Annotated in this window: 10 protein-coding genes; 5 read left to right on the top strand and 5 right to left on the bottom strand. The window is 43.6% G+C overall.

Annotated elements, in window-relative coordinates:
• Positions 1-4: 4 nt before the first annotated feature.
• Positions 5-214, bottom strand: a complete 210-nt coding sequence (locus tag HF888_RS13230) for a ribosome modulation factor (protein WP_007018548.1) — start codon at positions 212-214, stop codon at positions 5-7.
• Positions 215-422: 208 nt separating this feature from the next.
• Here HF888_RS13230 and HF888_RS13225 point away from each other — a divergent pair, with 208 nt between their 5' ends.
• A complete protein-coding gene (locus tag HF888_RS13225; RefSeq protein ID WP_007018549.1) occupies positions 423-1,472 on the top strand; it encodes a patatin-like phospholipase family protein in 1,050 nt (349 codons plus the stop codon).
• Here HF888_RS13225 and HF888_RS13220 read toward each other — a convergent pair.
• Both HF888_RS13220 and HF888_RS13215 read right to left on the bottom strand, forming a co-directional pair.
• A complete protein-coding gene (locus HF888_RS13220; protein ID WP_007018550.1) occupies positions 1,465-2,868 on the bottom strand; it encodes an ATP-binding protein in 1,404 nt (467 codons plus the stop codon). The two genes, HF888_RS13225 and HF888_RS13220, sit on opposite strands and share 8 nt — an antisense overlap.
• Entirely contained in the window at positions 2,868-3,551 is a 684-nt protein-coding gene (locus HF888_RS13215) for a response regulator (protein ID WP_007018551.1), read from the bottom strand. Before HF888_RS13215 ends, HF888_RS13220 begins: the two co-directional genes overlap by 1 nt.
• Before the next feature lie 153 nt (positions 3,552-3,704).
• Between HF888_RS13215 and HF888_RS13210 the strand changes: the two genes are divergently transcribed.
• Positions 3,705-4,118, top strand: a complete 414-nt coding sequence (locus HF888_RS13210; RefSeq protein ID WP_007016785.1) for a Spy/CpxP family protein refolding chaperone — start codon at positions 3,705-3,707, stop codon at positions 4,116-4,118.
• 66 nt (positions 4,119-4,184) lie between these two features.
• On the opposite strand, the gene HF888_RS13205 is transcribed toward HF888_RS13210, so the two are convergent.
• Positions 4,185-5,606 carry an outer membrane protein transport protein gene (locus tag HF888_RS13205; RefSeq protein WP_007016784.1) on the bottom strand — a complete coding sequence of 474 codons (1,422 nt, stop codon included), beginning with the start codon at positions 5,604-5,606 and terminating at the stop codon, positions 4,185-4,187.
• A gap of 360 nt (positions 5,607-5,966) precedes the next feature.
• Between HF888_RS13205 and dnaE the strand changes: the two genes are divergently transcribed.
• The 3 genes from dnaE (at position 5,967) to HF888_RS13190 (ending at position 12,931) form a co-directional block, all read left to right on the top strand.
• Positions 5,967-9,461 (top strand): DNA polymerase III subunit alpha, encoded by a 3,495-nt coding sequence (gene dnaE, locus HF888_RS13200; protein ID WP_007016783.1) that lies wholly within the window; start codon positions 5,967-5,969, stop codon positions 9,459-9,461.
• The gene (gene tilS, locus HF888_RS13195) at positions 9,462-10,802 is read left to right on the top strand and encodes a tRNA lysidine(34) synthetase TilS (protein ID WP_007016782.1); all 1,341 of its coding nucleotides are present in this window, start codon (positions 9,462-9,464) and stop codon (positions 10,800-10,802) included. It abuts the gene before it with no gap.
• Positions 10,803-11,086: 284 nt separating this feature from the next.
• Complete coding sequence (locus HF888_RS13190; RefSeq protein ID WP_007016781.1) at positions 11,087-12,931, top strand: DEAD/DEAH box helicase; 1,845 nt, start codon at positions 11,087-11,089, stop codon at positions 12,929-12,931.
• A gap of 137 nt (positions 12,932-13,068) precedes the next feature.
• Here the strand turns inward: HF888_RS13190 and HF888_RS13185 are convergent, their stop codons facing one another.
• Entirely contained in the window at positions 13,069-13,209 is a 141-nt protein-coding gene (locus HF888_RS13185; RefSeq protein ID WP_007016780.1) for a hypothetical protein, read from the bottom strand.
• Between the last annotated feature and the right edge of the window lie 42 nt (positions 13,210-13,251).

Below are 13,251 nucleotides of genomic sequence, written 5' to 3'. Positions count from 1 at the left end.
AGAGTTAAAGTTGCTTGGATGCGTTCAGATACTGCACTGCAATGCGCGCGTTTAACCGAAACGCCAATTGATTTCCTTTACTCCATGCTTTAGAAGCATGAGGCGTGTTGGTCTTATTGTATGGGTTGGGTGCATCGATCTTAGCTTTAAGACCCTCATGAAATGCTTGGTGCTCGATTGCCGTTAGAAATTTATAGCCATGAAATGGTGTCATAACACCCTCCTTGGTGGTGATTCCGTTAATGAGTGTAACGGCACAACGCACAAGAACTTTAATATTTGTAATCTTTATATTCCCCGATCAACCTAGTTTATAGATAAACAGTGTGTCCTTAACATCTTTTGCTTTTTGTTGTTGATAAGCGTTGCGCTTTCCAATGAATTTGGCAAGATGCAATCATCCCTTGAAGAGTACAAAGAACATGAATTTAGAGTTGCTGGCAGGTGAATCTGCGTTTGCAGAAATTAAAGAGAATGGACTGAGTGCTGATCGTATTCGTTTGATGGTTGGTGCAAGTGGCGGACCCAAGTGGTTGATGTTAAGCCGTCTAGATCAATATTTTACCGAGCACTTCTTTTCACCCAATCATAGCATGTCGTTAATTGGCTCTAGTATTGGAGCATGGCGAATGGCATTGTATGCGCAAAAAGACCCCCTAGCGCGTTTCAAGGATTTTGAAGAAATCTACTTAAATCAACGTTATAAAACATTAAGCCCTAAAGAAATTACCGGTTTTATTGAACGTGTACGAGATGCCTTGTTCAGTGGCCAATACGCTCGGGATATTGTTGAAAACGCATCACGTCAATTACATGTGGTGGCCGTGCGTAATCGTAAACTATTAAATGGAAGAAGCAATTGGATGCAAGCCATTAGCTTGCTAAGCGCAGCTGCAGGCAACTTGGTTTCCAATAAAATTGTTGAGGCCCTTTATCCCCGTGTTGTCATAAGCCATAAAGGCAGCATAGGACCTTACAGTAAAACTCCCGAAGTAATTCCGTTGACTGAAAAAAATGTCGCGCAAGCTTTGGTGGCTTCGGGTGCGATCCCAATGGTTTTAGAACCGACACTTGTCGAGGGTGGGATAAACCGCTGGTATTGGGATGGTGGTATGGTGGATTACCATTTCTCCGGGCCATTTAATATTGACGATGGTTTGGTTTTTTATCCTCACTTTTTTCCAAAAATAGTACCTGCTTGGTTTGATAAATCCTTACCTTGGCGAAGTGCTAAAGCCAAACACTATGATAATGTGGTCATGGTAACGCCAAGCCAATCCTTTATCGATCAATTACCTTATGGAAAAATCCCTGACCGAAAAGACTTTAATAAACTAAGCGATGATGAACGTGAGCGTTATTGGCATACAGTGTTAGATCAGACCAATCGTTTAGTAGAAGAATTTCATGAAATGATGATGACAGATGCAGGTCGTAGTGCAGTGCAGCCTATCAGTAAAATAATTAAATAGGATTAACGTCAACTGTCAAGGATAGAGGCAAGCTAAGTGTTACACATAATCCTGACGGCTTTTGATTACATGCTTCAATATAGCCGCCATGTAGTTCAAGTGCACGTTTGCTGATGGCAAGTCCCAAACCATGGCCTCCTGACAGTCGATCTCTGGCAGCGCTGGTGCGGTAAAAGGGCTTAAATATTTCTTCGAGCAATTCACTTCTAACGCCTGGACCTTGATCACAAATACGGATAGCGAGGTAATGAGATGCATTCTTTGTAAGTAGTTGAATATTGATGGTAATGGCGCTGTTAGTATCATGATAATTTAGAGCATTGCGCAGCACGTTCTCAATCGCACTATGCAAAAGCTGACTGTTGGCATGAATAATACACTCATGCTGATACATCATTGGTAATTGGTTGTTAATTTCAATTTTAATATGATCTTGTTGAAAATTAAGGTCGGATCGAATTGTTTCAATCAGTTCTAGTAAATCAATACTATCCTGTATGGCTAAGTGTGGTTCCAGTTCGTAGGCAGGGAGATTGAGAAGCGTTGTAATCATATCTTTGATTTGCTCGATTTCCTTGTCAATGCGCAGGAAGTGCTCATTATCCTTGTCCGAAAATGCTTGCTTTGCCAGTTCCGTTGCAAGTTGAAGTCGCGTAATAGGACTGCGTAGCTCATGGCTAATATCGTGTAATAGGTGCTTATGACTTTGCAGACTTCTCTGTAAAGTATCTGCCATGTGATCAAAATCTTGTGCCAGCAAAGCGATATCACCTGATTGTTTAATTTTTGATGACAGACGCAAGTCGAAATTACCAAGAACAATTTGATGCGTAGCATGCCGTAATTCAATAATGGGCTTAAGAATGTAACGTGTTAAAAGCCAGCTAATAATACCGCTGATAGCGATTAAGAGCGTTATCAGATAGGCGATGTTTTCTAATATGGTGTGATGGAAAGGTGGAGGCCCAATCCGCGTATGTACCAGTACTTCAATGTGATTACCATTGGGTAGTAGAAATAATCGTCCTAGCATAGCTCGCCCATGACGACGTTCATGAATAAATGGTTTTTGCTCTGATAGACGTGTGCGCAAGGCATCTAATGCATCAGGAATTCTGCGGTTTAAGATATCCTGATCGTTTTTGACAATAAATAGTCGCCTTGTATCTTTTTTGGGCTGTTGGCGAAACCATTGCTTCACACTGGAATAAGGTTCATTTAATAATTTGAGTAGCAAATCGTCATGCAATTGTATGGGCGGCATTGGAAGGTTATGTCGGTCTGGTGTATTGAGTTTTAATACAACAACAATTGACGTGACAATGAGTATGAGTGTTAGCCAAATGCTCAGTAGAATGCGACTGGTTAATCCAATGTTTTTTAGATTAAAAGACATTAGAACTCATCCGCTTTTAAAAGGTATCCGGCACCTCGTTGGTTTACAAGTATGTCATCTCTTGCTCCCATAGCCACCAACTTTTTACGAATGTTACTAAGGTGTACATCTATACTACGATCGTATCTGGTGAGCTTTCGTCCTAACCCTTGTTCGGATAAAAAGTCCTTCTTTGTTATTTTTCCGACTCGCTCGTTGAGTAACCACAAAAGTTTAAATTCGGCACCTGTCAGGGTTATTTCTTGGCCACGAAAATACGCTTCCAATCTACTTTGGTTCATGTCTATCGGTCTTTTCTGACGAGAGTTTTGTAGTGTATTTACATGACTTCGACGAAGTATGGCATTAATGCGAGCGAGTAGTTCCCTCGGGTTACATGGTTTCGCTAGATAATCATCAGCCCCAAGTTCTAGTCCTAAAATTCGATCTAGGTCGTCGCCTTTTGCTGTGAGCATTAAAATAGGTAGTTGAATGTCTTTTTGACGTAATTGCTTGAGTACTTCGATACCATTAAGTTCCGGCATCATGACATCTAGTACCATCAAGTCTGGCTCTTGTGTTAAGGAGTCCAAGGCTTGTTTTCCATCATATGCATTGATGACTTCGAAGCCCTCCTGACTGAGATATTCAGTAAGTAGACTATTCAAAGCCTGGTCGTCGTCAACAAGTAGTAATCTGCTCATAGATGCATTCTTTAATAGATAGCCGTTGTAGATCAAGTATTCCTTGTCATCTTTACCAAACTTTACCCACCCTTAACCCTTATTTAAATATAGATGAGTAATATGATTAATCGAAGGAAGACTTCTTTAATCATTCACTTTGAGAGGATACTTATGAAAAAGCAACTGACCATTATATTAATGGTAGGATCTTTGATTCTTGTGGGTTTGAATGCCCACGCACATCCCAAGGGCCCAAAAGCGCTTATTGATGCTTTGAATCTGACTGCCGAGCAGCAACAAGAATTTGAACGTTTACATGCGGAAAGCAAGCCCAATAAAAAGTTCATTCACGAGCAACGGAAAGCGTTACATGAGAAAAGAAACAGCCTACTAGAAAATTATTCGGAGGAAAAAGCACAAGAGCTCGCTGAAGAAATTGCTCAACAAGCAAAAAATCGAGCTTTACAACGATTTTCTCATATGCATCAAGTTATGCTGATTCTGGATGATGAACAGAAAGCGACCTTCTTACAATTAATGGACAAGAAAAAGAAAGGTAAGCATTCCCATCGTGATCATCACTAATCGTAGAGTCACCTACTCACAAAAAAGGGAAGCAAAGCTTCCCTTTTTATCGGCGAGTACGTAAAACTAGATCTCGTAAGTTAGACCAAACTGGAAGCTAGTCGCTTCGGTTTTACTGAATTCAGCACGGAAAGAGCTGCTATCGTCTATTGTATTGCCAGCGTCATCCTCTCTGAAAGTTGTTTGTACAACATAATCGTTGATGAAAGTGTAGCCAAGGCCACCACTCACTTTTAAGTTTGGAAGTACAGAGTATTCAGCCCCTATAGATAGTGTGTGTGAGGTATCACCGGGTAAACGAAGTGTTGTTGAGTCTGCGCCCAACGGGGTATCGTCACTTTTTCCACCTAGCTTAATGCCGCCGGAGAAGCTAGCGCCCATGGTTAGTTTGTCATTGAAGCGATGACCCAAGCCTAGGCTGTAGTCCAAGGTATCATTCGAGAACATACTTACATTTGGATTGATAAGCGCATCTAGTTGATCGTTAGCAGTGGCAAGTTGTTGATACGTTAGAGCGCCAACAGCTGTTTCGTTGCTGCCGCGTACGTCCAAGTTAGTCAGTTTTCCATATTCACTCCAACGCATTTTTAGGAATGCTAAGGTGTTTTCCGCGATACCCGATTGGAAAGCAAGTTCAATGGTCTGTGGAGTGAAGGTTTTCGTTGCCGCATCGAATGTATAAATTCGATCATCGGCTGCATTACCGGTCACAGCAGATAGTGGTAGGAACGTTTTGTTTTGTCCTGTAGCTGAATAATCAATTTGATTGTGATAGAGAATCGATGCACGCAATGCGTATTCTGGGATCTCATAAGCAACACCGGCAATGTAGCCTACCTCGGTGCCACCATCTAAGGTCACATTCAAGTTATCATTGTTACCAACATCTTGTGGAGACAAATCTTCACTGAAGAACCCGTTTACGCTTTGAATCTTCGGACCAGCAAATACTTTCAAGTTACCAGTTCCTAGTGCGAAATCATATCCGCATGCGACAGTGAAGGATTCACTTTCATATTTTGTGCTAATCGGTGCCGTACGGAAAGCCATACTAGCGGGGTCGCCGGTAGGGTTACCAGCACTGTCGAGTGGCACTCCACTATCATTGGTCACTACGTAAGCAAGAGAGTCGTCAGCGTAATCAACTTGTGCTGCGAAAGGCTGTTCGACTTGTGCTGCGCAAGTGACATTTTCCATAATGTTGTAGCGAATACCTACTTGAGGGCGTGAAAAGTCATCGATAATTTCGCCCGATCCGCTGATTTTATCTTGAGTTGGGGCTGCACCACTGGTTTGTGCCCTTTGCAGTCGATCGATACGTGCCTTCATAGGCACTGAAGTTTGTCCATAGCTTAGGTCGATAACATTGTTATCACCGTAAATAATGTTAAATGCGCGGCTGGAGTTATCAAAACCGCCTGCCATTGCCGAACTGGCTGCCAAGATAGAGGCGCTCAGGGCGCTAATTTTTACCATAGGGTGCTTCATAAAGGCTCCTTTTATTATAGTCATTGCCTTGTTAAAACGAGTTGCTCAGAAACCCATCGACACGATTGGGTCATAAGGATGGCGAAAAACGTCTAATTATTCTTATTTAGTCATAGCATAAGGCACGAATTTGTCTGAAAACATGGTAAAAACGGCCAATGACTGACTTTTTATGATCCAGAAAGCTTAATACTTTTGGCTGAGGCTGTCTGGGGCGGGTTAGGACAGACTTGGTGACTAATTTAGACACGCTGATAGTGCGAAAGGTGGGAAAGAAACTTTGTGAAAGACTTAACAGCGCACCAGATACCGTTACAATAGACGTTTGCTTTTCGATGTCTGTTTCAAGGTTCGATTAATATGTCCAATAACAACTCCTTTGTTCATCTGAGAGTACATACTGAGTACTCATTGGTAGATGGTATTGTCCGCGTTAAGGAGTTGATTAAAGCCGCTGACGCGGATCAGCAAATTGCTCTGACAATTAGTGATCAGAGTAATATGTTCGCATTGGTTAAATTTTACACGGCTTGTCAAGCAACTGGAATTAAGCCGATTATTTCCGCAGACGTTTTCATTGAGAACCCTGACGATATGGCAAACCCATATGCGATTACCTTAATTGCACAAAATGATGTGGGATATCGCAATCTTACCGAATTGGTGAGTGCGGGTTTTACCAAGAACCAACATCATGACAGAGCGCAATTAAAACAGGAATGGTTTGAAGAAAAAGCAGATGGTTTGATTGCGCTGTCCGGTTTTCAGCGCGGAGATATCGAAGAAGCTTTGAAAAAAGACAAATTCGAATTAGCCGCATCGCGTTTGGATCGTTGGCTTGAATTGTTTCCTCAGCGTTTTTATCTGGAACTACAGCGCACTCAGCGACCCAATGATGAAGCTCTGCTACAAAAGTCCATAAAGTTAGCGGCCGACAAGCAAGTACCAGTGGTTGCTACCAACGATGTACGCTTTATGAAGCAAGACGACTTCGATGCTCATGAGGCGCGTGTCTGCATTGGTGAGGGCATGACGCTGATTGATCCCCGTCGAGAACGACGGTACAGCGACCAGCAGTATTTTAAAACCCAGCAACAGATGTGTGAGCTGTTCGAAGATATCCCTTCTGCAATTACCAATTCGGTAGAGATCGCCACCCGTTGTAATGTGCAAGTACTGTTAGGTAAATATTTCCTGCCAGAATACCCGATTCCAGACGGTTTAACAGAAAACGAGTTCTTCAAAAAGATTTCATATGAAGGGCTAGAGGAACGGCTTGAGTTTCTAATCGATAAAAACGATCCGCAATATGAAGAGGTCAGAAAGGCTTATTTTGATCGCCTAGATTTCGAACTTGATATCATTATCCAAATGGGATTTCCTGGATATTTCTTGATTGTAATGGACTTTATCCAGTGGGCTAAAGACCATGATATTCCAGTTGGACCAGGCCGTGGTTCCGGTGCGGGTTCGTTAGTGGCGTATGCACAAAAGATTACTGATATTGACCCTCTTGAATACGATTTACTGTTCGAGCGTTTTTTGAACCCAGAGCGGGTGTCCATGCCTGACTTTGACATCGACTTCTGCATGGAAAAACGAGACCGCGTAATCAGTTACGTGGCTGATAACTATGGCCGAGAGGCGGTATCGCAGATTGTGACCTATGGCACCATGGCAGCTAAAGCGGTAGTGCGTGACGTGGCACGTGTGCAGGGTAAAAGCTATGGTCTGGCTGACAAGTTGTCCAAATTAATACCCGGTGACCCTGGTATGACATTGGCCAAAGCCCTTGATGAAGAACCGGCTCTTGGTGAGTTCATCGATAGTGATGAAGAAGCTCAAGAAATTTGGGAAATGGCGCAGAAGCTTGAAGGTATTACGCGTCAAACTGGTAAGCATGCCGGTGGTGTAGTGATCGCTCCCACTAAACTCACTGACTTTTCTCCCACGTTATGTGAAGAAGACGGCACTGGCTTGGTAACTCAGTTTGATAAAAACGATGTTGAAACGGCAGGCCTAGTAAAATTCGACTTCTTGGGGTTAAGAACGCTAACTATCATCGATTGGGCGCTTAATACCATTAATGATATTCGTGCAAAAAATAATGAAGAGCCGCTGCGTATTGAAGAAATCCCGCTGGACGATGCGCCTTCCTATAAATTGTTGAAAGAAGCGAAAACCACGGCGGTATTCCAATTGGAATCGCGTGGCATGAAAGATCTAATTCGTCGCTTAGAACCAGACAATATTGAAGAAATGATTGCACTGGTGGCTCTTTTCCGTCCGGGTCCGCTGGAGTCGGGCATGGTAGATGACTTTATCAACCGTAAACATGGTCGAGCAGAAGTGGCGTATCCGCACCCGGATTATCAGCATGAAAGCTTGAAAGAAATTCTAGAGCCAACCTATGGGGTTATCGTATATCAAGAGCAGGTTATGCAAATCGCTCAGGTATTGGCGGGTTATACATTGGGCGGCGCCGATATGCTACGTCGTGCTATGGGTAAAAAGAAACCAGAGGAAATGGCCAAGCAGCGTGAAACCTTCCGTGAAGGTGCGGCCAGTATTGGTAATGACCCTGATCTTGCAATGAAAATTTTCGACTTAGTTGAAAAATTTGCGGGCTATGGTTTCAACAAATCTCACTCCGCAGCATATGCAGTGGTGTCTTACCAAACGCTTTGGCTAAAGACCCATTATCCTGCGCCTTTTATGGCAGCAGTACTAACATCGGATATGCAGAACACAGACAAAGTCGTGATCTTCATCGAGGAATGTCGGGAGATGGGATTAGATCTCGTGCTGCCTGATGTAAATGAGTCCGAGTATGGCTTTACGGTTAATGATTCTGGAGCCATTGTTTATGGCTTAGGTGCTGTCAAAGGTGTAGGTGAAGGCCCAATAGAAGCAATTATCACTGCACGTAAAGAAAAAGGTCCGTTCACAGATTTATTCCACTTTTGTAAGTCTGTGGATAAAAGCAAAATCAATAAGCGTGTTTTAGAAGCATTAGTGCGTTGTGGTGCATTTGATAAAATTGGGCCAAATCGTTCGGTTTTATTTGCAAGTATCGAAGATGCCTTGAAAGCAGCAGATCAGAGTGCGAAAAATGCGGCGGCTGGAATGATGGATATGTTTGGTGTTGTCGAAGAAGAAGCCAACATTAACCCTTACGACGAGTATAAAAATAAAGTACGAGATTGGACGCCAAAGCAGAAATTGAAGGGTGAAAAAGATACGCTGGGTTTATATGTAACCGGACACCCATTTGACGAATATGAAACTGAGCTCAAAAACATTGCGAGAACACGTTTAGCGAACATACAAGCAGACAAAAAGCCACAAAAAATTGCTGGCATTGTTGTTGATCAGCGAGTTATGAAGACTAAGCGCGGTGGTAATATGGCGATTGTAACCATTGATGACCGAACTGCTCGAATGGACGTGCGTTTGTTTAGTGATATTTATGAACAATACAAAGACAAGCTATTGGTTGACCACTTATTGATTATGGAAGTGGAAGTTAAATACGATAATTATAATGATTCTTTGGGTGCTAACTTAATCCATTTGTGGGATGTAACTCAGGCCCGAGCCATTTTTTCACAGGGCGTCAAGTTGACGCTGAATTATGCGAAAATTGATCGCCATTTAATTCGCAGTATGACAGAAAAACTCGCACCGTTTAATGTGGATGGCGCACAAGTTCTCGTGGATTATGTAGGCCCGCAAGCCAAAGCACGCTTGCAGTTAGGGCAAGACTACAAAGTAGAGGCCAATGACGATTTACTGTACCGACTACAGCATGAATTTGGTGATGATAACGTCGAAGTGGTTTATGAGTCTGCATAAATGTCTAAAACAAATATTAAAGACGCGCTAGACACAGCATTACTTCCATTAATTCAGTGCGGCAATATACAGCGTCTTTATGTTGGTTTGAGTGGCGGTATTGACTCCGTTGTCCTGTTGTTTTTGTGTAAACAATTTGTTGAGTACCATCACTCCTCGGTTGAGTTGCATGGTATCCATGTTAATCACGGCTTGAGTGAATTTGCGGATCAATGGCAGCAACATGTTGAAGGCCTATGTGAAGCTTGGTCGATCCCTTTAGTTTCCCACAGAGTCGAATTAGAACAGAAGGGCAGTATCGAAGAAGTAGCACGGAATGCCCGTTACGATGCATTTAAACGTTCTTTGGATGATCAGGATGTTTTAGTTTTAGGGCATCATCAAGACGACCAAGTTGAAACCATGATGCAGCGCCTGATGCGCGGTTCAGGTTTGTCCGGTTTACTTTCCATGAATGTGGCGCGAACCTTGGATTTGGGTAACAATAAACAAGCGATAATATTGCGCCCACTGTTATCGACTACCAAAAAACAAATTGAACAATACGCAAATGATCATCAGTTAAAGTATGTACAAGATGATTCAAATTTAGATACTCAGTTTGATCGTAATTTTTGGCGATTACAGGTCTTACCGCTCATCGAAAACCGTTATCCGCAATATCGACAAAGCGTTCAAGCCAGTTTGAATGCGCTACAGGAAGAGCAGTCTTGCTTACAGTTTTTTTTACAGCAGGCGCTTGAAAAGGTTTTGTTGTCCGATGCGAGCTTAGCAATATCAGTTTTGCAACAATACCCGAAATTTATACAGCAACAGATCATTCGCTATTGGCTGCAATTTAATGAGATATTTCCATTACCCACACAAAGCCAGTTGGATACGATATTTGATGAGGTGATAGCGGCAAGAGAGGATGCCGAGCCGCGTTTTCATTGGCAGACACACTCTCTAGCAAGGTATCGCAATGGTCTATTTCTACTGAACGATTCCTTGTTTCCCGTTGATCATAATGACCTGCCCGAGGTGTGGCGTGGTGAGCTGCTTGATTTAAGCTTTGTGTTGCTGCAGCAAAGCCCAGCTAAAGAGACAGGCTTAAAGCCGGATCAATATAAGATTGTATGGGGCAACCCAGGACAATCGATTCGACCATTGGGGCGACCCAGTAAAACCTATAAAAAGCTCATGCAAGAGGCAAATATTCCACCTTGGCAGAGGCCTCACTGGCCAGTATTGACGGCCCGTGGGCAGGTAGCGGCTGTACCTGGTATCTGTGTGTGTGAGGGTTTTTCTCAAGTGAAAGGATGGCAGATTCAGCTAAAATTCAAGCTGAACAAAAAATAAACAAAAAAGACTATAAATGTACTGGCAGTTTATAAACAAAACTGGCAGAATGCGCCCCCTATTGAGGTATTCCCCAGGTCCTATCGTGTATCCAAAGAAGAATCTTTGGATTTCAGAACACAGTGATGCGTCACTGTCGTCTATTGAAGGTCGTCTCGACCAATGTGCAGGGTGGTGGGAATCAAATTAACGTGGATTAATTTTGATTGAGCCCCTTGGAGCATGCCCGTGCATGTATTCAGCGCCGATCTAGAAAGTACTCCCCAAAAAACAGGTTATAACAGATGTCAGAATCATCCACTGGCTTTGCCAGTCTTGGTCTTCCTTTTAATTTATTGCGTGCTATCGAAGAGCAAGGTTATGAACAACCTAGCCCGATCCAAGAGCAGAGTATTCCTCACCTTTTGGAAGGTAAAGATGTATTAGGTTTAGCGCAAACGGGTACCGGTAAAACAGCAGCCTTTACCCTACCATTATTGGCTCGCACTCAGAATGAAGTGCGCGAGCCGCAGGTTTTAGTCTTGGCCCCTACCCGCGAATTAGCCCAGCAAGTAGCGATGGCGGTGGAGTCTTACAGCAAGCATGAATCGAATGTAAAAGTCGCTAGCATTTATGGCGGTAGCGATTTTGGTTCTCAATTCCGTGCACTTAAGCAGGGTCCACAATGGGTAGTGGGTACGCCCGGTCGCGTTATGGATCATATTCGTCGCGGTACTTTGAAGCTTGAAGGCATTCGTGCCGTAGTGCTTGATGAAGCTGACGAAATGTTGCGTATGGGCTTCATTGATGATGTGGATTGGGTATTGGATCAAGTACCTGAAAAGCGTCAGATCGCACTATTTAGTGCCACCATGCCTAAGCAAATTAAAGCGGTTGCCGAAAAGCATTTGCGTGAACCGACTGAGATTCGAATTAAAAGCAAAACCGCGACCAATGAGTCTATCGAGCAGAAATATTGGCTAGTAAAAGGTGTCGATAAGAACCAAGCATTGTTGCGCATCTGTGAGACCAGCGAATTCGACGCCATGATGGTGTTTGTTCGTACTAAGCAAGCCACTGAAGAGGTAGCAGATTATATGCGCTCTCATGGTTTACGCTGTGAAGCATTAAACGGTGATGTGGCTCAAGCACAGCGAGAGCGTGCGGTTGATCGTCTGAAGAAGGGTCAAGTGGACATGCTAGTAGCAACGGACGTGGCTGCACGTGGTCTTGACGTAGAGCGTATCAGTCACGTGGTGAACTATGATATTCCTTATGATGCAGAGTCGTACGTACACCGTATCGGCCGTACTGGTCGTGCAGGTCGTTCAGGTGAAGCGATTTTGTTTGTGCGTCCCCGTGAGCGCCGTATGCTGAGCACCATCGAGCGTGTTACACGTAAGAAGATTCAGCAAATTGAATTGCCTACGGCGAAAGAAGTGAACGCTAAACGTCGCGATCAATTTAAAGTGCGAGCGCTTGAACACATTGAAGGTCGTGATATAGAGATCTTTAAAAAGATTGCCAGTGAAATTTTGGCTGAGCAACCAGCATTAGATCCGATTGAATTGGCAGCTGCCTTTGCGCAAATGTCACAAGGAAACAAGCCATTATTTATGGATGAATCGGAACCACGCTTTAAACCAGAAACCGATCGTGGTGAGCGCGGCGAACGAAAAGAGCGTCGTAATAACAGTGGCCGAGAAGAGCGTAAGCCTATTGAATTGGAAGCCATGCCGTTGAAAGATTTCCCGGATGTGGAAATGCGTCGCTATCGACTAGCGGTTGGCTATAAAGACGGGGTTAAGCCAGGCAATATCGTTGGCGCCATAGCCAACGAAGCGGACATTGAAAGCAAGTTCATTGGCCATATTGAGATTTATGATACATTCGCATCGGTCGATTTACCATCGGGCATGCCTGAAGAGACATTGACACATCTGAAGAAAGCACGTGTTTGTGGTCGTCCGATTAATATCGAACCATTGAAGAACCGTGGTGCTGGCGGTGGTCAAAAGCCACGCCGCAATGCGAAAGGTGGCAACAAAGGTAAGAAGCCTCAAGGCGAGCGTGGTCAGAATAAGGGCGGTGCTAAGTCAGGTAAGCCTAAGCGTACCGGTGATCGCAAGCCTCGCATGAGTGCCCTGTAAGCTATAAGCTTGTTTAAAAGATTGGCTTAAATAAAAAGCCCAAGCAGTGAAGGCTGCTTGGGTTTTTTTTTGAATTCGTTTTCTGACAGCTCTGTGACCGCTAGGGTCAAGTTGCACTATTATTGCTTATGTTATTTTTATCGGCGGCGACGCTGCATCTGTTGACGGCGTTGCTCTTCCACCTCAACACGGATGGGTTGCGGCTTTTGTTGATCTAACGTCCATTGTTGGATAAAAGCCTGTACGGATTCAACGAAGGTTTGAATAAGTTGTTTCAAGGGCTCTACTCCATACCAATCTTTATTTGAGTATAGCTAGAT

This window comes from Bermanella marisrubri, assembly GCF_012295615.1.
Taxonomy (GTDB): domain Bacteria; phylum Pseudomonadota; class Gammaproteobacteria; order Pseudomonadales; family Oceanobacteraceae; genus Bermanella; species Bermanella marisrubri.
This window is presented reverse-complemented; position numbering and strand designations above follow the sequence as displayed.